The sequence below is a fragment of the Mesorhizobium sp. B2-8-3 genome (genome assembly GCF_006440815.1).
In the GTDB taxonomy this organism is placed as follows: domain Bacteria; phylum Pseudomonadota; class Alphaproteobacteria; order Rhizobiales; family Rhizobiaceae; genus Mesorhizobium.
Genome location: NZ_VFTW01000011.1, coordinates 69,371 through 89,459, shown reverse-complemented (window position 1 = coordinate 89,459; position 20,089 = coordinate 69,371). Strand labels below are relative to the sequence as shown.

Sequence of the window (20,089 nt, the reverse complement as noted above, 5' to 3'; positions counted from 1 at the left end):
AGGTTCGCACGCCGCTTCGCAGCGCTATGCTCAGCTTGCCGCGGTAAGCTGGATTTCGACAAGTATTTCGGGTAGCGCGAAGCTTGCTCCGACCGTGGCACGGGCCGGTGGCTCGGCGCCGTCGAGCCACTCGACCCAGGCCTTGTTCATCGCATCGAAATCCTCGACGTCCTTCAACCAGATCTGCGCGAACAGCAGCCGCGATCGATCCGCGCCGACGCCATTCAGAAGCGCATCGGCCTTTTTCAGTATCTGCCTGGTCTGGCCGGCCGTGTCGGCTTCCTTGTCATCGGCGGTCAGACCGGAAAGATAGATCGTTCCGTTGTGGACGACGATCCGGCTGAGCTTCTCGTTCTTCTGGTATCTTTCAATCTTCACCATCGTGGGCCTGCGTTCGAAGAGGGATCATGCGTGCGCGGTGGCGGCGCGTTTTGCGCTGGCCTGGAAGAAGCGCTGCGGACGAAACGTCTCCATCTCGTCATGGATCTTGCCGCGTACGACCTCGTCGGCGACCACCCTGCCCAGTTGCGGACCGATGGTGACGCCGCTGTGCGTCACGGCCATATAGTGGCCGGCGACGTCCGGCATCGCGCCGGCGCAGGTGTAGCCGTCCTCCGGGAAGGGTCGCACGGTGGTGCGGATCGCTTCCACACCCACGGCGCGAAGCGAAGGCAAGACCTTGCCTGCCGCCTCCAGCAGCGTCTTCGCCTCGTCGCCCGCGGGGCTCAGCGGCTGCGGCTTCTTGAAGGTCAGATCCACCGAGACCTTGTGGATCATGATACGGCCCGCACCGTCCGGCCGTATATCCAGATCGTCGGCATGCAACTGGCTGCGCAGCGTCAACGCCACCGGCGGGGTGAAGGCGAGCACGCCGATCGTCGAGGACAGCGGGATGCCCTGGGCATCGCCGAGCCTCTGGCTGGACCAGCCGCCGGTGCAGTTCACCACGGCATCGGCGGCGTAGCGCTCGCCATCTGCCGTGCGAACCGCCCCGACGCGGCCGCCTTCGGTCTCGATCTCGGTCACGCGCGCGTTGACCCTCACCTTGGCGCCCCAGCGCTCCTTGGCCGCCCGCAAAAGCCAGGCCGAATAAAGGACCGGATCGACCCAGCCCTCCTCCGGATAATAGGAGACCGGACAATCGCCAATGGCAGCGATGTCGATATCGGGCTCCATCTCGGCGACCAACTTCTTGTCGATCCACTCGACGCCGTAGCCCCACTCCTTCATCTGCCGGAAGTTCTCGAAATAATCATCCATCGACTCCGGCACCGTGCGCCAATCGAAACTGCCGGTTTGCGTGAACCAGGGAGCGGCGCCGAAGTCGCGCTTCAGTTCGAGATGGGCGCGCATGCCCGCAACGTTGAGATCGAAATAGGGCCGCGGCCGCTTGGTTGTCGCGTTCGTCCAGGCAAAGCTTACCGCCGACGTACCTCCCGCTATCCTCTCGGCCTCCAGCACGACAACCTCCGCTCCCGCCTTGGCGCATTCATAAGCAGCAGAGCTGCCGACAATGCCGGAACCGATGACCACGACGCGCATATTGATAACCTCCGATAATCTTTTACTCTTCCTGCCAATCAGTTATTTTAATATTTGCTAGGCATTTCATTCTACTCGATGGTCGAATTATCAACACCCCGAGTGTATTTCTATCTCTGATATTGCCTATTCGATCGAAACTATTTTTTCGCTCGCCAGATGATTTGCCGCAGATGTCCAGCTCGACATCCGAGTTGGCTGAAAAACATTGCAACGGGCGGGCAATCACGGTCAATTGAACTGGCCGCTGCCGTTGGTGGCCAAAAGTTATGAACCGACGCGTGCCGCGATCCGACGGATGCATTCGTCGGCGCATGATGCCGCATGGGCAGCTTCTCGCACGAAGTTATGAAAGTCGTGGGCAAGAGCTTGCGAAGGCGATGCTAGGCTCGGCGGAGCCTGGCGCACACGCTGGCATATATGGAGGTCGGTGGAATGGAAGAGACCGCAAGGTGAATGCCGAGACCGAATTCCTGCTGATCGACAGGAACGCGATCCGCCAGGCATTGACGCTTCCCCTGGCGCTTGAAGCGACCGAGGCGGCGCTGCTCAAGACCTCGAACGGCGCAGCCCGCCAGCAGATCAGGCGCACGCTCGACCTGCCGGGAGCGGCAGGCAGTTGCCTGTCGCTGATGTATGCCGCGCTTGACGACCGGCCGCTGTTCGGGGCGAAGGTGCTGTCGGTGTTTCCCGGCAATTTCGCCCACGGGCTCGCGTCTCACCGCGGCGGTGTCTTCCTGTTCGATAAGGATCACGGGCGGCCCGTGGCCTTGATCGACGGGGGAGAGTTGACGGCGTGGCGAACCGCGGCCGCGAGCACGGTCGCCACGAGGGCGCTGTCGCGCCCAGGCAGTTCCATGCTGACCGTCCTCGGCTATGGCGAGCAGGCCCGCCGGCACGTCGAGGCCATCTCGCAGGTGCGGCCGATCCGGGCGGTCCATGTCTGGGGCCGCGATCTTGCAAAGGCGCGGCGCTTCGCCGAGAGCCTATCGACCGACGGCTTCGACGCGGAGGCGCATCGCGATGCCGGCGAGGCCGTTCGCCGAGCCGACATCATCTGCACGACGACATCGTCCGAGCAGCCGGTGCTGTTCGGCAGATGGCTGCCGCCCGGCGTCCACGTCAACGCGGTCGGCGCGAGCGTCGCCTCATGCCGCGAGATCGACCTCGAATGCGTGCGCAGATCGAAGATCTGGGTTGATTACCTGCCCATGGCGCTGGTGGCCGCGGGGGAGCTGGTCGAGGCGATAGAGATCGGCGAGATCGGCCGCGACCATATTCGCGGCGAGATCGGCGACGTGCTGGCTGGCATCAAGCCCGGCCGCGCCGGCGATGCCGACATCACCCTCTACCGGTCCCTCGGCGTTCCAGCCCAGGACATCGAGCTTGCCAATCTTGTCTATGCCCGCGCCCGCGAAGCCGGGCTGGGCACTTCGATCGATTTCAGGTTGTGACGCCATGCTGAGCTGCCAGCGCGATCTCTTTTCCATACCCCGCGAGACGGCCTATCTCGACGCCGCCTACATGTCTCCGATCCCGAATGCCGCGGTCGCGGCCGGAGAGGCAGGCGTCAGGGTGAAGGCCGAACCCTGGAAGATGACCATCGCATCCTATTACGACGATGTGGAACAGGCGCGGCAGCTCGCCGCCTCGATGGTCGGCGCCGCCACCGACGACATCGCCATCGTTGCCGCCACCAGCTACGGCATGGCGATCGCGGCCGCCAACGTGGCGGTTCCGGCGGGTTCGGCGATCCTTCTCATGGAGAACGAGCACACCTCGCACCGATATATCTGGTACGATCTGGCGCAGCGCTTGGGCGCTCTTGTCGACATCGTTGCGCAACCGGCCGACGGGGATTGGACCGGCGCGATCATATCGGCAATCCGCAACTCGGCCCGTCCGATCGCGGTCGTTGCCGGCACCCTCGTCCACTGGTTCGAGGGCATGGCGATCGACCTCGAGGCCGTGGCGGAAGCCGCGCGGGCGGCAGGCGCCGCGCTTGTCGTCGACGGCACCCAATGGGTGGGCGCGGTACCCTTCGACGTCCGTCGCGTGCGGCCGGATTTCCTGGTCTTTGCCACCTACAAATTCCTGCTCGGTCCCTATCGCCTGGCCTTCCTCTACGCCGATCCGCGCTGGCACGAAGCGGGCCGCACGCTGGAGCATCATTCATGGAACCGCCTGGGCGGCGACCGGTCCGACTTCTACAAGGTGACGGTGGCGGAGTTTCTGCCGGGCGCGCGGCGCTTCGACATGGGCGAACGCTCCGACTTCGCGGTCCTGCCGGTGGCGATCGCCGCCATGACACTCATCCGCGAATGGACCGTCAGCCGGGTGTTCGAGCGCCTTCGCCACCTCAACGAGTGCGTCTGGGCCGAGGCGGAAAATCGGGGGCTCCCGGTCGCACGTCCGCGCCACCCGACGCCGCATATCTCGATCCTCGATATCGGCGATCGCCTGTCGCCGGATGCGGCGCAGGAATTGAAGCGCGTCAATGTCCATGTCACGCTGCGCGGCACCAAGATGCGCGTGTCGCCGCACGTCTACAATGACGAAGCCGATATCGAGCGCCTGTTCCGCAGCCTGCCGCTCCGCTAGATATCGATGCCGGCTAAGCCGACCTCGACCTCAAGGCGCTGATTCCGGCGTCCACGCCGTTCATGAAGCTTCTCGTGGTCTGGATAAGATGCTCGGTGAAGGCGTCCGCCGCCGTCGATGCGATGACGCCCCAGGGCCGGTAGACACTGAGATTCAAATCGAGATGCGGCCGGAAGTCCCTGATCTCGATCGGCAGATCGCGCGCCAGCCAGGCGGAAAGCCGGTCGACGACCGTCACGCCTGCCCCGGCGGCGACGAGCGCGATGCAGGCGCTGGAAAGGCTCGCCTCCACCTTCAGCAGGCGCTTGACGCCGCGTTCCTCGCACAAGGCATCGAGCTGCCGCCGCATGGGATCGGCGGAACCCATCGAGATGAAGTCGAGGCCGTCGAGATCGTCCGCCTGGATGACATCGAGCTCAGACAACCGATGCCCCGCCGGCATGACGCATACGGGCGGCGTCGCGGTCAGCGCGCGCCTGACGATGGAAGGGTTCTCATCCGACGCGGTGACGCCGATGCCGATGTCGAGCTGGTTTCGGCTTGCCCGCTGCACCACCGTCGCGGAGCTGCGGATATCGAGCGAGATGGACACGGACGGATGCTGTTTCGAGAAGCTGGTTATGATGGACGGCAGCAGCGTGGACCCGAAGGCAGGCAGCGCGCAGATGTTCAGCCTGCCGCTGCGCAACTCGCGGATTTCCCTGGCGGCGCGGGAAATGCCGCGCGCGGATTCGAAAACCCGCTGCACCTCGGCATAGAGCATGTGTGCTTCAGGGGTCGGGATCAGCCGCTGGCGGCTTTTCCTGAACAGCTGGAAATCCGCCTTGTCGGTGAGCTGCTGAAGCATCTTGCTGACGGCGGGCTGCGTGATGTCCAGCGCATCGGCCGCCTTCGTCGTCGTGCCATGCAGCATCACGGAAGCGAAAATCTCGATCTCGCGGGGCGTGAACTCCGCGTCTTTCGCAATCGTGTCCTTTTCAGTGAACTTCATGGCCGCTGACCACCCGTCGATCGATACGCCGCCGAAGCAACCCACGGCGAGGCCGATGTTAACGAAGCATAGCCGTCGTTCCAATAACCCCACGAATGAAGTTTATTCCTGCAGGTTATGAACTTTGGCTGTTCGCGAGACGCGGGTCAGCTTCCGGTCAACGCCTCGACCAGATCGAGCAAGGCCGCATCCCGGCCGGGAAGAGCGGCAAGCTGTACCGATACCGGAAGGCCGCCTGGAATATCCAGGGGCACAGCCAAAGCCGGCATGGCGAGCACGTTCGCCCAGCGGCGGAACCGGCCACCGGCCATGCCCCACGACACCAATTCCCCATTCACCTGCGTGAGTTCGTCCGCAAGCCGCGGCGCCGATCCGGGCGCGGTCGGGACGGCCAGCGCATCCAGGCCCGCCATCCTTGCCATGACCCGCCTGCACGCTTCCTCGCGAACCTCTACGGCTCTGTCATAGACGTCAGCGCCGATGCCGATGCCATCCTGCAGGAAAGCGCGAACCGCCTCGCCAACCAGATCAGGATTCCGCTCGATCGGCTCCCGGTAGATCTGCGCAAATTCGTACTGCAGGATCGTCAGGCCCGCGGCGACGAACTCCTCCCTGTCGTCGAAGGCGATTTCCACCGTGCGAACGTTTGAACGATCAAACAGCGCGGCCAATGCGGTCTCGACAGTGCTGTCGACGGGAGCGCCGGTCAGTTCGGGGCAGATCCCGATCGTCATCCCGGTCCTCGACGCGCTTTGCTTCCCATCCTGAACGCTGAGCCGCGTTCCCGCCAGCGCCTCGGTCACCAGGCGAACATCCCTCGCCGAGCGCGCCAGCACGCCGACGCAGTCCAGCGAAGGCGCGATACCCATCACGCCGTTCGTATCGATCAAGCCGTTGCTCGGCTTATAACCAAACAGTCCCGTTGCGGCGGCCGGCGACCGGTTCGACCCGCCGGTATCGGTGCCGATCGCCGCCGCGCAGAAGCCCGCGGCGACCGCGGCGGCCGATCCGCTGCTGGTGCCGCCCGTGCCACGGCTTCTGTCGAGCGGATTGACGACCTTGCCGAACCACGGATTGTCGTGACCGCCGGCGCAGAGTTCGTGAAGGTTGGTCTTGCCGATGACGATCGCGCCCGCCGCCTGAAGGTTGGCGACGCAGGCCGCGGTGTTTTGGGCGACCCGGTCGCCGAACAATCGGGAACCCCCGGTGGTCGGCCAGTGCTTCACATCGACAACGTCCTTGATCGCGATGGGCACGCCATGCAGCGGACCGCGCCGGCGGCCTGATCGGATTTCGCGCTCTGCCTGAAGCGCGGCATCGAGGGCTTCGGTTTCGCTCACGAAGATCATCGCCCTGATCTGCCCATTCAGATCGTGGATCCTTTCCAGGCAACCTTCCACGATCTTCACCGGCGGGAGGCCGGAAGCGATCTTCTCGCTCAGTTCCTCGATGGACCCGCAAGCATCGCTTTTCATCTGGCAAGCTCAAGTCGCACGAGATCTCGCTACCGTCATTTCCGTCGCCATGGGAAGGAGCCGATAGACGATGCCATAATCGAGATTTGGCGGACAGCGCCGAACCCATTTCCTTCGAAACGAGGCTAGCGGGGAAAACTTATGGTTGGACCGATCGCAGCACTCCGACGACGGCTTCGATCGCGGTCGAGGCTTGGGCCTGACTGCACCATCCAAAGCCTCATCACTGTCATAACTATTGGTGATGAACCCAGCCGCAGAGGGCATTAGATCGCCTTGATTTGACCTGTTAGCGTTTTCGAACATCGCCTGAGAAATCATCATCGCGAAAAGATAATCCAACAGAGACAATAAAGGGGAACCATCATGAAAAAGCTTGCAGTCATCGCATCGCTGATAGCGGCGACCCTCGGCGCCGCCAGCGCTCCCTCGGCAGCCGACGACGTCATCCGTTTCGGCGTCGCCGCCGAGCCGTACGCGCCTTTCTCGGTCAAGGACGCCAGCGGCAAATGGCAAGGCTGGGAAATCGACCTGATGAATGCCGTCTGCACGCAAATGAAGGCGAAATGCGAGATCGTCGATATCGCCTGGGACGGCATCATTCCCGCGCTGTTGGCCAAGAAATTCGACGTGATCTGGAGCTCCATGTCGATCACCGACAAGCGCAAGGAGGTTATCGACTTCACCGACAAGTACTACTATTCGCCCAACGTGCTTGTCGGTGCAAAGGCCGACACCCGACAATTCGACGTAGCAAAGCCGGACACTTTCAAGGGCGTTGCCGTGGCGGCGCAGAGTGCGAGCCTGCAGGCGACTTACATGCAGGACAAGTTGAACGGCATTGGCGACGTGAAGATCTATCCAACACTCGACGATGAAATCGCCGACATGACAGCCGGTCGCGTGGACCTGATGGCGGCGGCGGGAATCCAGATCCAGGACTTCCTGAAAAAGCCGGAAGGCCAGGCCTATGAAATCAAGGTCACCCTGCCGCATGAGAAGATGTTCGGCTACGGAGACGGCGGCGGCGTGCGCAAGGAAGACACAGCCCTCAGGGACCGCCTCAATGCGGCGCTCAAGGCGGTGAAGGCCAGCGGCGAATACGACACGATAACCAAGCGCTATTTCGACTTCGACATCTACGGCGATTGATCATCGGATGCACGGAGCCGGATGATTTCAGGTCGTATCGACCTGAAATCTGAATCCGTCTCCAAATCCGAGAACCAGAGCATGATGTCGTCCGACAGCCGCTTCGCACCTTTCGGCATCATGCCCTAGTGCCGGTCACCCGTTCTGGCCGGCACCATCCTCATTGGAACCTGCCGCATGGATTCGATCGTGTCTTGGCTGACCTTGCTCGGTTTCGGTGACAAGGGCTGGGGCGACGAATTGCTTCGCGGCGCTTTGCTAAGCGTCGAAATTTCGATCAGCGCCTATATCGTCGGCCTGGCGCTTGGCCTTGCGGGCGCCCTGGCCAAGCTTTCGAAGCGCCGGACGGCCGTTTTCGTCGCCGTCGCCTACACGACGATCATCCGCTCCATCCCGGACATCCTCATCATCTTTCTCGTCTACTATACCGCGACCGATGCAGTGCGTTCGGTCGTGACCTTTACCGGGCTCGCTTCCGAGTTTCAGATCAACGGCTTCGTCGCGGCGACGCTGTCGCTCGGGATCGTTCAGGGCGGCTACAGCACGGAAGTCCTTCGCGGCGCGATCGCCGCCATCCCGCGAGGCCAGGCCGAAGCGGCCCACGCGCTTGGCCTGACCCGCCGCCAGACCTTCTTCCTGGTGACGCTGCCGCAGATGATCCCGCTGGCATTGCCGGGGCTCGGCAATTTGTGGCTGGTCGTCCTGAAGGAAAGCTCGCTGGTCAGCCTCATCGGTTTCACGGAGCTGGTTCTCGCCGGCAAGATGGCCGCCGGCGCGACGCGCGCCTATTTCCTGTTCTACTGCGCGATCGCCTTCGTGTTCCTGGTGATGTCGAGCCTGTCCGCGATGCTCTTCCACACTCTGGAAACATCCACCGCCAAGACCGGGAGGCGCAGATAGCGTGACAGAGTTCGGGCAATACCTCGCCAGCCAGCTCCTGGCCGGCATCCAGACCACCGTCATCCTGTTTGTCGGCTGCGCCCTCGTCGGCAATCTGCTGGCCATTCCGGTGGCGCTTGCCCGCTTGTCGGCCAAGGCATGGCTTCGCTATCCGGCGGTCGCCTTCATCCTTGCCTTCCGGGGCACGCCGCTGCTCGTCCAGCTCTACCTTTGCTACTTCGGCGTCGGCCAGCTTCTCGCCGGCGTGCCTTCGATCCGCTACAGCCCGTTGTGGCCCATGTTGCGGGGCGCCTATTGCTATGCGTTCCTCACCCTGTCTTTGAACACCGCGGCTTATTGCGGCGAGATATGGAGAGGCGCGATACAGTCGATACCGGACGGGCAGCGCGAGGCCGGCCAGTCGCTCGGCCTGTCGAAAACGCGGATCATGATTTCCGTGCTTCTGCCCCAGGCTTTCCGGTTGGCGCTGCCGGCGATCGGCGGCCAGAATATCCTGCTCCTGAAGGGGACGGCGCTGGCCTCCACAATCACGGTCTTCGAACTCATGGGCGCGGCGAACCTCGTCCGCGCGCAGACCTTCCGCGTCTACGAGCCGTTGTTTGCCGCAGCGCTCGGATATTTCCTGCTGGCGGTATTGGTGACGACCGGCTTCGGCTTCTTCGAGCGACGGTTGGCCCGGCGGTATTGAGTGGCGCCGATATGGCATCACCAGGGTCTTCGACAGCCTTGCCGGGCCGGAGATTTGCAACGGTCAGAACCTCTAGTTCAGGCCGGCCCGAACCCGGTGGAATGCGACGTCGTTTTCAAGAGGGATATCGGGGCTGACGGTCGATTTGCCGAAATCGGTGTAGAGATATTCAGACTTGAACGTCCAGTTCGCATCGAGCGCGTATTCGGCGCTGGCGCCATAGACCGCCTTGTCGGACTGCTAGTTATAGTCAGCCTGGACACCCCCCGGTCCACATGTTCCTATCGGCGCGCGACGCCCTGGCTGAATCGAATTTGGGCCACCGCCTGTAGACATCGCGGCGGCAATGAAACAATCTTCACTGCGGGAACATAAGCGCCTCGAAGAAGGCGCCTACCTCCGGGTGCGCATGAATAATCGCTGGACCTTGTACGATCCACGCCTGGCCTGGATGCTGGTTGCACCGGTGCTTCTGCTGCTGATCTTCTTCCTGGTGCTGCCGATCGCGGTGATGGCGGCCTATACGTTCTTCACCTTCGTCACCGCCGGCGTCGAGACCAGCGCGCTGACCACCGCCAACTGGCAGGAATTCTTCACCGACAGCTATTATTCCGGCTTCCTTCTGAAGACGCTGAGGGTCGGCGCGATCACCGCGCTGCTGTGCGGCGTGCTCGGCTATTTCCCGGCCTATTTCATCTGGGCGACGAGCTTCAGGCACAAATGGCTGCTCTTGCTCCTGCTCATCGTGCCGTTCTGGATCAGCTTCACCATCCGCACCTTTTCCTGGATCAACATCCTGGGCGAACAGGGCGTCATCAACGTCGCTCTGCTCAAGATGGGCATCATCAACGAGCCGCTGCAGATGCTCTACAACGAGGGCGCGGTGATCCTGGGACTGCTGCACTTCCTCCTGCCCTACATGATCCTCAACGTCTATGTCAGCCTCGAGGGTATCGACCGCACGCTGATCTCGGCCGCGCGCTCGATGGGCTGCACCAGCGCGCAGGCGTTCCGCGAGGTGACCTTGCCGCTGTCGCTGCCGGGCCTGGCGGCGGGGCTGCTGCTCTGCTTCGTGCTGGCGGCCGGCAGCTATGTGACGCCGCAACTGCTCGGCTCGGGCCGCGACGCGCTGTTCGGCAATTTGATCTACGACACCATCATGGGCGAATTGAACTGGCCGATGGGCGCCACCTTGTCGATCGTGCTGTTCGTCGTGCTCGGCTTCTTCGCCGCAATCTACACCCGCTACATGGGCATGTCGCAGATTGTGAAGGGGTTGGCCGGATGAAGGCTGCGCGACCGAACAGGGAAGGTAAATGGGCCTGGCGGCTGACCGGCTTCGTCACGCTCTGCGTCTACATCTTCATGTTCGCGCCGATCGTGGCGACCGTCATCCTGTCGTTCAACGCCTCGATGTTCGGCGGCTTCCCGATGACCGGCTTTTCGCTGCAATGGTACGCCAAGCTGATGAACAATGACGCGGTGCTGACCGCCTTCCGCACCTCGCTGTGGATCGCGTTGGTCACCGCTGTCGCCACCACGGCGATCGGCGTCGTCACGGCCTTCGCGCTGGTGCGCTTCGAGTTCCCAGGCAAGCAGACGCTGAGCACGCTGGTGATCCTGCCGGCGCTGGTGCCGGAAACCATTCTCGGCGTCGGCCTTCTGGTGCTGATCAAGGCGATCGACCAGCCGCGCACGATGCTGCTTCTGGTGCTCGGCCATATCCTGCTTGCGGTGCCCTATGTGGTGCTGATCGCGCAGGCGCGCATGGTGGGCATAAGGCGGGTCTATGAGGAGGCGGCGCTGTCGCTCGGCGCCTCGCGCTTCTCGTCCTTTCGCGAGATCACGCTGCCGCTGCTGATCCCGGCGGTCGTCGGCGGCGCCTTGCTCGCCTTCACCATCTCGTTCGACAACACCTCGGCCAGCCTGTTCTGGCGGCCGGCAGGCGTCGAGACCATGCCCACCCAGATCCTTTCCATGCTGAAAATCTCGATCAGCCCCGAGATTAACGCGCTCGGCACTGTGATGATCCTGGTTACCGTCGGCATCCCGTTGATCGGCGGCCTGATCCTGCAGAGCCTGACGAAGTTGAAGAGACGCGGCGAACCAAAGGAGGAAGTACGATGAAACTGACGACGACCAAGCGGCTGGAACGGCTGCACGACCGGTATGCCAATGGCGATCTGAGCCGCCGCGCTTTCCTGACGCTGACGGCGGCCGCAGCCGCATCGGCGGGGCTTTCCATGCCGTGGATGGGCCGGGCGCTCGCCGCGGTCGAGGAAGTCCGCTTCGACGGCTGGGGCGGCACGGTGCAGGACGCGATCGACAAGTTTGCCTTCCAGCCCTACACGGCCAAGACCAAGATCAAGGTGGTGCAGGGCACGTTCGGCGACGAGGACGAGATCATCACCAAGATCAAGACCGCGAAGCCCGGCGACTACCAGGTCATTCATTCCTCGGGCGTCAACTACTACATCAAATACGTCAATGGCGGTCTGACCTCGGAGATCAACGAGGCCAACATTCCCAACATGGCGAATGTGCTGCAGCCGATGATCGAGCCCTTCCGCAAGCTGACGCCGAAGCTGTCGGCCGTGCCTTACGACTACGGCACCACCGGCATCGCCTACAACACCAAGGTGATCTCGCCGGAGGAAGCCAAGGAAAAGGGCGCAGCACTTCTGCTCGACAAGAAATATGCCGGCAAGGTCGGCGGCTATTCCGACATGACGACGCGTGTCTGGTACGCGGCCTTGGCCACCGGACAGGATCCCAACAACCTCAAGGACATGGACACGATCTGGGCCAAGGTGCGCGAGACGCGCGACCTCGCCAAGAAGTTCTGGAACTCCGGCGCGGAACTTATGGACCTGCTCTCCAAGGGCGAGATCGTGGTGACCGACGCCTGGTCGGGCCGGGTCGCCGCGCTGCAGGACCAGGGCCATCCGATCGGCTATCTCGATCCGGCCGGCTCCTATGCGTGGATGGAGGACATGCTGATCCTGAAGGGCTCGCCGATGGCCGAATGCGAGGAGCTGATCAACTTCATGCTCGACCCGGCGACCTCGATCGCGGTGGCCGAGGGCCAGAGCTACCCGCCATCGCTCGACCCGACCAAGGTCAAGCTGACCGACAAGATCGCGAAGCTGCCGGCCTTCGACCCGACCGGCACGATGAAGGCGTTGACCTTCGCCGATCCGACCTACTGGGCGACCAACGAGGACGCCTGGGCCAAGCAGTGGAACAGGATCTCGAAAGGTGCCTGACGGCCAGGATACGACACTCAATCCCCGGCCGACCTCGGCCGGGGCACAAGGCGCAAGCGCGGCCGCCGGGGCGAACAGCCCGGCGGTCGAGTTCCGCAACATCGACATCGCCTATGGCAAGTTCGTCGCGGTACGCGATTTCTCTTTGTCGATCCGCAAGGGCAGCTTCGTCACGCTGCTCGGGCCGTCTGGCTGCGGCAAGACGACGATCCTGCGCTCCATCGCCGGGCTGGTCGACATTTCGGCCGGCCAGATCATGATCGGCGGCCGGCGCGTCGACGACGTGCCGATCTACAAGCGCAATATCGGGCTGGTCTTCCAGAGCTATGCGCTCTTTCCCCACAAAACCGTGTTCGACAATGTCGCCTTCGGCCTGAAATACCGCAACGTCGCCAAGCCTGAGATCAGGCGCAAGGTCGGCCAGGCGCTCGATATGGTGCGGCTGCCGGGCAGCGAGAAGAAACTGCCCTCGCAGCTGTCGGGCGGCCAGCAGCAGCGCATCGCGCTGGCGCGCGCCATCGTCTTCGAGCCGCAGGTGCTTTTGCTCGACGAGCCGCTCTCGGCGCTCGACGCCAACATGCGCGAGGAGATGCGCGTCGAGATCAAGAAGATCCAGAAGGAAACCGGCATCACCGCCATCTTCGTCACGCACGACCAGGAAGAAGCGCTGTCGATGTCGGACCGCATCGTGGTGATGAATGCCGGCTCGGCCGAGCAGATCGGCACGCCGGAAGAGGTCTATGAGCGGCCGGCCACCGCCTTCGTCGCCGACTTCCTCGGCAAGGCCAACATGCTTTCGGGCACGGTGAGCAGATCGGACGGACCGACGACAGTCAAGCTGGCCAGCGGCCAGACGGTCAATGTGCTTTCGCCCAAGGCGCTGCCGCAGGGCAGTGCCGTAACCGTCGTGGTGCGGCCGCAGAAACTCGCGGTGGGTGCCAAGGCGGGCGCCAACCGGTTGCCTGGCCGGGTCGTGTCGGCCTCCTATCTCGGCGGCAGCGCCATCTACGAGGTCGACATAGGCGGCAAGACGAACATCCGCGCCAACGCCCCGATCGATGGCCGCGTTCTGCGCGAAGGCGAAGCGATCGAGCTCGGCTTCGACGCGGACGATTGCGTCTTGCTGGACGAGGCCGGGCGGCGGATTTCCTGAAGACCGCCGCCGCCCTGTAATCAGTACGACCCTTGATGGCTATTACAGTTCATTGCTTGGAGAGAAACGCTTTGCAAGCAGGAGTGAGCTCACTGATATGCTGTTTAAGACAGCTCAACCCTTTGCATTGTCGACCATCTTGCACAGTCGCTGGGCATCCGCCCTGCATGGTGTTTTGTAGGCATCTTTCGCTAAAGCGACGTCGGCGAGGAAAAGCGAACTAGAAGCCAGAAGCGCCAGTCCAAGCGTTTTCTGTTTGCGCATAATTTAATTCCCCTCTGAACATGAGCATAGTAACGCAGCCATATATACGCTAGCCCTGATATAATAAGAAGGCCAAGGACTTCGCGACGAAGCGCTCCGTGCCGCATTGGCAAGGCACGATATTTTCAAACTGAGATACCACCAGATTCCCACGGCAATTTCGACGCCCGCTCCAACGCTCGCTCCCCCGGTCGTCGGCGACAAGTCCTCCCATTGGTGACGTGAATGATCACGCCGCAAAGAGATGGAGACGACAATGACGAGTTTGGAGCACACCGCCTGTGAACCCAGCCGCGCGGACCTCAGCCTGATTGGCTTTGCCAGCCGTGCGCTGCGGCTTGCCTATCGTGCGATGAGGATGCGCAGCGACCGCGCCGCCATGCAGGCCATGCCCGATCATCTGCTCAAGGACTTGGGTATCGCCCGTTCGGAAATCGACCGTTACACCTCGATGCGCTACGTCTCCGACGCCGACGGGATGGACTTCCGCAACGCCGGATGACCCCCGATGGCGGGCGTCACCACGCTCTCGACAAGCCCCGGGGCTTCCCCACGCCGGGGGCTTTTGCGTTCCGGCGCATTCGGGCGTCGACATTCGTTTCAAACGATACATCCAACGCAATTTCCAACGGTAGACGTATGAAAAATTCCACGGTCGCACCCACTCTCGTTCAAACGCTCCATCGGCAAACAGAGGCCGTCACGGCAACCAAGCCGCAAACGAACCTTTGGAGATGAAGATGCAACCCAACACCAAACCTGCACGGCTTCCGCTCAATGGCGTCGACACGCCGAACCTTCTGGCGACGATCAATTTCGTCGCCGGGCAGCCGGAGCTGGCAAAATTCCAGTTCCGCGCCCACAACGAGTGGATCGAGGGCACGCACAGCAAGACCGTCATGAATGGCTTCTTCGGCGCTGGCCAGGAGCAGAAGCACGAGAAGCCGCATTATGCCGACGCCGACCATCCGGCGATCCTGTGCGGCGCCGACAATGCGCCGACCCCGGTCGAATGGCTGCTGCACGGGCTGGCGGGCTGCCTGATGGCTGGCGTCGCCAACATTGCCGCCGCGCGCGGGATCAAGCTCACCAAGGTGAAGTGCTCGGTCGACGGCGACATCGACCTGCGCGGCATCCTCGGCATTTCCGACGAGGTCCGCAACGGCTTCCAGAACATTCAGGTGTCGTTCGAGATCGAAGGCGACGCGCCGGCCGAGAAGCTGCAGCAGCTGGTCGAGCAGTCGCGCGCCCGTTCGGCCGTGTTCGACGTGCTGACCAAGGGCGTGCCGGTCACCGTCGGCATCAAGACCATCCAGTGAGCCGAAGCCGGCAGGCGATCCGGACCGATCCGGGCCGCCTGCCTCCTCCCAAACGGACCAGAACCATGAGACGCGCGGTCGTCATCATCGGCGCGGGCCAGGCTGGCCTTGCGCTCAGCCATTGCCTCGGCCAGGCCGGTATCGGCCATGCCGTGCTGGAGCGCGGCCGCATCGGCGAGCGCTGGCGCTCGCAGAGCTGGCGCTCGCTCAGGCTGCTCACGCCGAACTGGCTGAACGCCCTGCCCGGCTCGCCCTATGAGGGCGGCGATCCCGACGGCTTCATGAGCAAAGGGGCTTTCGTGGAAAGCCTGGAGCGCTACGCCTGGCAGTGGCATGCGCCCGTCGAGACCAATGTCGAGGTCACATCTGTCAAGCGGACCGGCGACGGCTTTGCCTTGCGCACCAGCGCCGGCGAGTGGTCGGCGCGCGCGGTCGTCGTCGCGACGGGACATTGCGACCGGCCGGTCATCCCTTTTTCGGCTGAGACCCTTCGCGGACCGCTCAGTATTCACGCCTCGCAATATCGCTCGCCCGGCGAGCTGCCGGGCGGCGGCGTGCTGGTCGTCGGCGCCTCGTCGTCCGGCGTGCAGATCGCCGACGAGCTCGCCCGTGCCGGACGCCGCGTGGTGCTTTCGGTCGGCAAGCATACGCGCCTGCCCAGAACATGGCGCGGCCAGGATATCTTCTTCTGGCTGTGCGCAATGGGCCTGATGGCGCAGCGCCGGGAAGACCTCGCCAATCCGGAAGGCGCGCGACGCCAGCCGTCGCTGCAACTCGCCGGCCGGCCCGACAGGGCCGATGTCGATCTCGCCACGCTGCAGGCGCTCGGCGTGGAGCTGACCGGGCGGGTGCGCGGCGTCGGCGACCGCGAGATCGCCTTCGCCGGCGACCTTGGCCAGCACATGGCCGCGGCGGAAGCGAAGCAGGCGCGCCTGCTCGGCCAGATCGACCGCTTCACGGGCGCGGCGACACCATACCGGCCCGAGCCGGTTGCGATGCCGGCGGCGTGCGCAGAACAGCTGTCGCTCACCGACGGATCGATCCGCAGCATCATCTGGGCCACCGGCTATGCGCGCTCGCTCGGCTGGCTGGAGCCGCTGGCGCTCGGCGCCGACGGCGAGCTCGCGCATCAGGGCGGCGTCACCTGCCTGCCCGGCCTCTACGCGCTCGGCTTCCGCTTCCTGCGCAAGCGCGATTCCAACTTCATCGGCGGCGTCGGCGCGGACGCCGAGGCGATCGCCGCCGAAATCTCGCGTCATCTCGACTGCAACGGCCGCAAGGCGGCCTGAGGATCACGACCACCATGGCAACCAATCCCATCTCCCTCATGGCCACCCCCAGGCGCGGCCACTACGACGCCATCATCGTCGGCGCGCGCTGCGCGGGCGCGGCGACCGCGATGCTGCTCGCCCGCGCGGGTCTCAAGGTGCTTGCGATCGACCGCAAGCCGTACGGCTCCGACACGCTGTCGACGCATGCGCTGATGCGGCCGGCCGTGTTGCAGCTTTGGCGCTGGGGCCTGCTCGAGCCGCTGCTCAAGGCCGGGACGCCGCCGATCGAGACGACGACCTTCCACTATGGCGAGGAGGAGATCGCCGTCCCGCTCGCCGCCGGTTCGGACCTTCCCGGGCTGATCGCGCCGCGGCGCACGGTGCTCGACCGCATCCTGGTCGATGCGGCGCGCAAGGCCGGCGCGGAGGTCCTGCACGAGGTGGCGGTCGGCGACCTCTTCGCCGACACGCGCGGGCGCGTGCGCGGCATCGAAATCCGCGCCGCCGGCCGCGCATCCGTGAGGGTCAGCGCCGATATCGTGGTCGGCGCCGACGGCATCGGCTCGCTGGTCGCGAAATGCGTTGACGCCCAGCCCTTGCGGCGCGGCGCAGTGTCGGCCGCCCATGTCTATGGCTATGCGCCGGTCGAGCCGGGCGCCGGCTATCACTGGTACTTCCGCGACGGGATCGCCGGCTCGTTCATCCCGACCAATGACGGCCTCGCCTGCATCGTCGCCTCGGTGCCGACGAGCCTGTTCGACCAGCGCTTCCGCCTCGGCCACGCCCGCGCCCGCATGGACGTGCTCGAAGCGCTTTCGCCGGCGCTGGCAGCACAAGCGGCCCAGGCGCCGAAGGACGCCCGCCTGCAGGCGTTCCGGGGCGTGCCGGGCTATATACGTCAGGCGCACGGCCCCGGATGGGCGCTGGTGGGTGACGCCGGCTTCTTCCGCGACCCGATCACCTCGCACGGCATTTCCGATGCGCTGCGCGACGCCGAGAGCCTCGCGCGCGCCATCCTCGACGGGTCCGACGCGGCATTCGCGATCTGGCAGCAGCAGCGCGACATGATCGCCAACCAGATCCTGGACACCACGGACGCCGTCGCGGGCTTCGACTGGACGCTCGACGATATCGGCGAGCGGCATCGCCGCTTCAGCGCCGTGCTGAAGGCCGAGGTGCAGGCGCTGGCCGGGCAGTCCATGCCGGCCCGCCGTGCCCCTTCGTCTGCATCGCGGCCGACGGCCCACCGGGCGCCGGCCAACCAGGACGAGCCGCCGGCCTCGGCCGGCTCGAACCTCAATCGCAACCGAACCGGAGCAAGACCATGACTGTGCATGTGATGAAGGACGGGTGGGTCGGTGTCATCAAAGGGCGACCACAATTGGGCGCTTTCGCCGAGCGCTCGCGGCGCACGCAGCCTCAGGATATCGACGCCTTCGCCGAGATGACCGGCGACCGCAATCCGCTGCATTACGACAAGGCGCTGGCCGAGGCTTCGGTGTTCGGCAAGCTCATCGTGCAGGGCGGCGTCACCTCAGGCATCCTGAACGCGGTGGTGGCGGAAGATCTGCCCGGCCCCGGCTCGGTGTTCCTCGAAGTCTCGTGGAAATTCGTCAAGGCGGTCGGCGTCGGCGAATTGATCACCGGCCGCGTCGAGGTCAAGGACGTGCGCGCCGACAAGCCGATCACAAAGCTGGAGACATCGGTGCGCAACGAAGCCGGCGAGCTTTGCCTCACCGGTACCGCCACGGTGTTCACCGTGCCATTGGCCGGGGGCTGAGAGCTTCTGGACCGCTTGGCTACGCGCTCGCCGTCTCGGCGATGAAGGCGCGGACGTGGTCGATGAACTCCTCGAAGGCGGGCTCGCCTTCGAGGAGGATGTGGTTCTGGCTCTCGAGCTCGATGAAGCGCGCGCCGGGAATGCCGGCGGCCATGGTGCGCCCGGATTCGACGGGAGCGACGTTGTCGTCCCGCGCGTGCAGCACCAGCGTCGGCACGCGCACCTTCTCCAGCAAGTCGCTGACATCGATCACGGAAAAGGCGCTCTGCAGGCGCCAGGCATCGTCGGGCGAGACGGTGCGCAGCATCAGATCGTCCATCCAGGCGAAATGCTCGTGCGTGGCGCCGGGGATGAACATGGAGCAGAAGGCCTGGCGGAACATCGGGTTCGGCTTGCCCCAGCTCTCGCGCATCAGCGTCGCGGCGGCCTCGCGCGTCGCGATCTCGCCCGCGTCGCCACGCGCCCGCCAGCCTTTGACGTAGCCGCCATAAAGGATCATGCCCGAGACGCGCTCGGGATGCCGGATGGCGTAGGCGATCGAAACCGCGCAGCTCTGCGACAGGCCGAGCAAGGTGAAGCGGTCGAGCCCCGTTGCCTCGACCACGCATTCGAGGTCCGACAGCATGGTCTCGAACGAGATATCGACGACATGCCTTTGCGACAGGCCGTTGCAGCGCTCGTCATAGCGCACCAGCCGGTTCCGGCGCGACAGTTCCCGCATCCAGTGCCGCCAGATCGGGCTGTCCCAGTCGAAGGTGAGATGCGACATCCAGTGCGCGGCGCGCAGGATCGCAGGGCCGCTGCCGGTGCTGGCATGGGCGAGCCTGGTGCCGTCGAGAGCACGGCAGAATTGCACGGCGCGGCCGGGATCCTGCGATGACGCGGATTTCAACGGGGCTTGCGGCGGCCGGGCGGAACCGGACTGCGATGCGCGACCCGTGGCTTGAGCAGCGGCCGACCGGACCCTGTCCTCCAGCGCCTCGGTCTCGGCGGCGAGCCTCGCATCGTCGGGCACGAGGCTGCGCAGGCGTTGGGCAAAGGGCAGCGCCCGCCGCGGCTGGTCCGCCAGGCGCTCGACCAACTCGCGCAGGATGCCGAGCTCGACGATCTCCACCTCGCTGGCGATGGCCTGCCGCCAAGCTTCATAGTCGAAGCAGCGCTCGAGCGAGAGGTCGGCAAGAAAGCCGCCACGGATCGAGGCCAGGACGGCTTCGAGCTCCTCGGTCGAGCGGGAGGAAAGGTCGGCCTTCACCAGCGGCGCCAGCCGCGCGTAATCCGTCGCGACATTGAGCGCGACCGCGTTGCGATCGGCGGCAAGGGCTGTTTCAACACCGCCCAGGACCTGGCGGATCTTGGACAAGCTCCAGCGCAAGGCACCGCGCGGATCGTCGGGGACGTCCCAGAATATCTCGCACAACCGTTCGCGCTGGTGCTGCCTGGCGGTGACGGCAAGGTAGGCGAGCAGCGCCCGCGTCTTGCGCGACGGCGGCAGGTCAAGCGGCTGGCCGTCGCGCATAACCTGAAAATCGCCAAGCACGCGCAGTTCCAGCATGTGCTGATCGCCGTTCATGCGTCCACGCGCTTGTCGATCGCCATGATCCCCCTTCGGCCTTGGCCGGCGCTGCCAAAGGCAGCCGCTCGCCATAGCAAAATCGGCTAATTTAGGGAAGCGTGGTCCGGACGGCTC

General features: G+C 64.4%; 20 protein-coding genes and 1 pseudogene. 14 read left to right on the top strand and 7 right to left on the bottom strand.

What is annotated here, in order from left to right:
- Positions 1–30: 30 nt before the first annotated feature.
- Positions 31–381 (bottom strand): RidA family protein, encoded by a 351-nt coding sequence (locus FJ418_RS17930; protein WP_140867782.1) that lies wholly within the window; start codon positions 379–381, stop codon positions 31–33.
- A 24-nt stretch (positions 382–405) separates the two neighbouring features.
- Positions 406–1,542, bottom strand: coding sequence for an FAD-dependent oxidoreductase (locus FJ418_RS17925; RefSeq protein WP_140867779.1), 1,137 nt, complete (start codon positions 1,540–1,542; stop codon positions 406–408).
- 452 nt (positions 1,543–1,994) lie between these two features.
- Here FJ418_RS17925 and FJ418_RS17920 point away from each other — a divergent pair, with 452 nt between their 5' ends.
- Together FJ418_RS17920 and FJ418_RS17915 are read left to right on the top strand one after the other, a co-directional pair.
- Positions 1,995–2,996, top strand: coding sequence for an ornithine cyclodeaminase family protein (locus FJ418_RS17920; RefSeq protein ID WP_181166982.1), 1,002 nt, complete (start codon positions 1,995–1,997; stop codon positions 2,994–2,996).
- 4 nt (positions 2,997–3,000) lie between these two features.
- On the top strand, positions 3,001–4,143 hold the full coding sequence (locus FJ418_RS17915) for an aminotransferase class V-fold PLP-dependent enzyme (RefSeq protein ID WP_140867773.1): 1,143 nt from the start codon (positions 3,001–3,003) through the stop codon (positions 4,141–4,143).
- A gap of 13 nt (positions 4,144–4,156) precedes the next feature.
- Here the strand turns inward: FJ418_RS17915 and FJ418_RS17910 are convergent, their stop codons facing one another.
- Positions 4,157–5,134 (bottom strand): LysR substrate-binding domain-containing protein, encoded by a 978-nt coding sequence (locus tag FJ418_RS17910; RefSeq protein ID WP_140785683.1) that lies wholly within the window; start codon positions 5,132–5,134, stop codon positions 4,157–4,159.
- Between the two features lie 146 nt (positions 5,135–5,280).
- Positions 5,281–6,609 (bottom strand): amidase, encoded by a 1,329-nt coding sequence (locus FJ418_RS17905; protein ID WP_140652259.1) that lies wholly within the window; start codon positions 6,607–6,609, stop codon positions 5,281–5,283.
- Between the two features lie 366 nt (positions 6,610–6,975).
- On the opposite strand from FJ418_RS17905, the gene FJ418_RS17900 reads away from it, so the two are divergent.
- The 3 genes from FJ418_RS17900 (at position 6,976) to FJ418_RS17890 (ending at position 9,349) form a co-directional block, all read left to right on the top strand.
- On the top strand, positions 6,976–7,761 hold the full coding sequence (locus FJ418_RS17900; protein ID WP_140652261.1) for a transporter substrate-binding domain-containing protein: 786 nt from the start codon (positions 6,976–6,978) through the stop codon (positions 7,759–7,761).
- 177 nt (positions 7,762–7,938) lie between these two features.
- Positions 7,939–8,661, top strand: coding sequence for an ABC transporter permease subunit (locus tag FJ418_RS17895; protein WP_140867770.1), 723 nt, complete (start codon positions 7,939–7,941; stop codon positions 8,659–8,661).
- A 1-nt stretch (position 8,662) separates the two neighbouring features.
- Positions 8,663–9,349 carry an ABC transporter permease subunit gene (locus FJ418_RS17890; RefSeq protein WP_140652264.1) on the top strand — a complete coding sequence of 229 codons (687 nt, stop codon included), beginning with the start codon at positions 8,663–8,665 and terminating at the stop codon, positions 9,347–9,349.
- Positions 9,350–9,421: 72 nt separating this feature from the next.
- Here the strand turns inward: FJ418_RS17890 and FJ418_RS32705 are convergent.
- A pseudogene (locus tag FJ418_RS32705) lies at positions 9,422–9,568 on the bottom strand (porin family protein); the annotation flags it as partial.
- A 190-nt stretch (positions 9,569–9,758) separates the two neighbouring features.
- Between FJ418_RS32705 and FJ418_RS17885 the strand changes: the two are divergent.
- The 4 genes from FJ418_RS17885 to FJ418_RS17870 are packed head-to-tail and all read left to right on the top strand — an operon-like array spanning position 9,759 to position 13,768.
- Positions 9,759–10,637 carry an ABC transporter permease gene (locus tag FJ418_RS17885; RefSeq protein ID WP_140644883.1) on the top strand — a complete coding sequence of 293 codons (879 nt, stop codon included), beginning with the start codon at positions 9,759–9,761 and terminating at the stop codon, positions 10,635–10,637.
- Positions 10,634–11,476, top strand: coding sequence for an ABC transporter permease (locus FJ418_RS17880; RefSeq protein WP_140644884.1), 843 nt, complete (start codon positions 10,634–10,636; stop codon positions 11,474–11,476). Before FJ418_RS17885 ends, FJ418_RS17880 begins: the two co-directional genes overlap by 4 nt.
- The gene (locus FJ418_RS17875; protein ID WP_140867767.1) at positions 11,473–12,615 is read left to right on the top strand and encodes an ABC transporter substrate-binding protein; all 1,143 of its coding nucleotides are present in this window, start codon (positions 11,473–11,475) and stop codon (positions 12,613–12,615) included. Before FJ418_RS17880 ends, FJ418_RS17875 begins: the two co-directional genes overlap by 4 nt.
- Positions 12,608–13,768 (top strand): ABC transporter ATP-binding protein, encoded by a 1,161-nt coding sequence (locus FJ418_RS17870; RefSeq protein ID WP_140867764.1) that lies wholly within the window; start codon positions 12,608–12,610, stop codon positions 13,766–13,768. Before FJ418_RS17875 ends, FJ418_RS17870 begins: the two co-directional genes overlap by 8 nt.
- Positions 13,769–13,882: 114 nt before the next feature.
- Here the strand turns inward: FJ418_RS17870 and FJ418_RS31960 are convergent, their stop codons facing one another.
- Positions 13,883–14,032, bottom strand: coding sequence for a hypothetical protein (locus FJ418_RS31960; RefSeq protein ID WP_181166981.1), 150 nt, complete (start codon positions 14,030–14,032; stop codon positions 13,883–13,885).
- Positions 14,033–14,288: 256 nt separating this feature from the next.
- Here FJ418_RS31960 and FJ418_RS17865 point away from each other — a divergent pair, with 256 nt between their 5' ends.
- From FJ418_RS17865 to FJ418_RS17845, 5 genes are all read left to right on the top strand, one after another.
- Complete coding sequence (locus tag FJ418_RS17865) at positions 14,289–14,534, top strand: DUF1127 domain-containing protein (protein ID WP_140867761.1); 246 nt, start codon at positions 14,289–14,291, stop codon at positions 14,532–14,534.
- 238 nt (positions 14,535–14,772) lie between these two features.
- Entirely contained in the window at positions 14,773–15,351 is a 579-nt protein-coding gene (locus FJ418_RS17860) for an OsmC family protein (protein WP_224529713.1), read from the top strand.
- A gap of 65 nt (positions 15,352–15,416) precedes the next feature.
- Positions 15,417–16,640: an NAD(P)/FAD-dependent oxidoreductase gene (locus FJ418_RS17855; RefSeq protein WP_140867758.1), complete on the top strand. Its 1,224-nt coding sequence runs from the start codon at positions 15,417–15,419 to the stop codon at positions 16,638–16,640.
- Between the two features lie 14 nt (positions 16,641–16,654).
- Positions 16,655–17,950: an NAD(P)/FAD-dependent oxidoreductase gene (locus tag FJ418_RS17850; RefSeq protein WP_140867755.1), complete on the top strand. Its 1,296-nt coding sequence runs from the start codon at positions 16,655–16,657 to the stop codon at positions 17,948–17,950.
- Positions 17,947–18,402, top strand: a complete 456-nt coding sequence (locus FJ418_RS17845) for a MaoC family dehydratase (RefSeq protein ID WP_140785673.1) — start codon at positions 17,947–17,949, stop codon at positions 18,400–18,402. Before FJ418_RS17850 ends, FJ418_RS17845 begins: the two co-directional genes overlap by 4 nt.
- 19 nt (positions 18,403–18,421) lie before the next feature.
- Here FJ418_RS17845 and FJ418_RS32395 read toward each other — a convergent pair whose 3' ends face one another.
- Positions 18,422–19,972 (bottom strand): alpha/beta fold hydrolase, encoded by a 1,551-nt coding sequence (locus FJ418_RS32395; protein ID WP_246683094.1) that lies wholly within the window; start codon positions 19,970–19,972, stop codon positions 18,422–18,424.
- Positions 19,973–20,089: the final 117 nt, after the last annotated feature.

Excerpts from the sequence above, each read along its gene's own strand:
- FJ418_RS17930 (WP_140867782.1), bottom strand. The coding sequence starts at position 381 with ATGGTGAAGATTGAAAGATACCAGAAGAACGAGAAGCTCAGCCGGATC.
- FJ418_RS17925 (WP_140867779.1), bottom strand. The coding sequence starts at position 1,542 with ATGCGCGTCGTGGTCATCGGTTCCGGCATTGTCGGCAGCTCTGCTGCT.
- FJ418_RS17915 (WP_140867773.1), top strand. The coding sequence starts at position 3,001 with ATGCTGAGCTGCCAGCGCGATCTCTTTTCCATACCCCGCGAGACGGCC.
- FJ418_RS17910 (WP_140785683.1), bottom strand. The coding sequence starts at position 5,134 with ATGAAGTTCACTGAAAAGGACACGATTGCGAAAGACGCGGAGTTCACG.
- FJ418_RS17905 (WP_140652259.1), bottom strand. The coding sequence starts at position 6,609 with ATGAAAAGCGATGCTTGCGGGTCCATCGAGGAACTGAGCGAGAAGATC.
- FJ418_RS17900 (WP_140652261.1), top strand. The coding sequence starts at position 6,976 with ATGAAAAAGCTTGCAGTCATCGCATCGCTGATAGCGGCGACCCTCGGC.
- FJ418_RS17895 (WP_140867770.1), top strand. The coding sequence starts at position 7,939 with ATGGATTCGATCGTGTCTTGGCTGACCTTGCTCGGTTTCGGTGACAAG.
- FJ418_RS17885 (WP_140644883.1), top strand. The coding sequence starts at position 9,759 with ATGAATAATCGCTGGACCTTGTACGATCCACGCCTGGCCTGGATGCTG.
- FJ418_RS17880 (WP_140644884.1), top strand. The coding sequence starts at position 10,634 with ATGAAGGCTGCGCGACCGAACAGGGAAGGTAAATGGGCCTGGCGGCTG.
- FJ418_RS17875 (WP_140867767.1), top strand. The coding sequence starts at position 11,473 with ATGAAACTGACGACGACCAAGCGGCTGGAACGGCTGCACGACCGGTAT.
- FJ418_RS31960 (WP_181166981.1), bottom strand. The coding sequence starts at position 14,032 with ATGCGCAAACAGAAAACGCTTGGACTGGCGCTTCTGGCTTCTAGTTCG.
- FJ418_RS17865 (WP_140867761.1), top strand. The coding sequence starts at position 14,289 with ATGACGAGTTTGGAGCACACCGCCTGTGAACCCAGCCGCGCGGACCTC.
- FJ418_RS17860 (WP_224529713.1), top strand. The coding sequence starts at position 14,773 with ATGCAACCCAACACCAAACCTGCACGGCTTCCGCTCAATGGCGTCGAC.
- FJ418_RS17855 (WP_140867758.1), top strand. The coding sequence starts at position 15,417 with ATGAGACGCGCGGTCGTCATCATCGGCGCGGGCCAGGCTGGCCTTGCG.
- FJ418_RS17850 (WP_140867755.1), top strand. The coding sequence starts at position 16,655 with ATGGCAACCAATCCCATCTCCCTCATGGCCACCCCCAGGCGCGGCCAC.
- FJ418_RS17845 (WP_140785673.1), top strand. The coding sequence starts at position 17,947 with ATGACTGTGCATGTGATGAAGGACGGGTGGGTCGGTGTCATCAAAGGG.
- FJ418_RS32395 (WP_246683094.1), bottom strand. The coding sequence starts at position 19,972 with ATGAACGGCGATCAGCACATGCTGGAACTGCGCGTGCTTGGCGATTTT.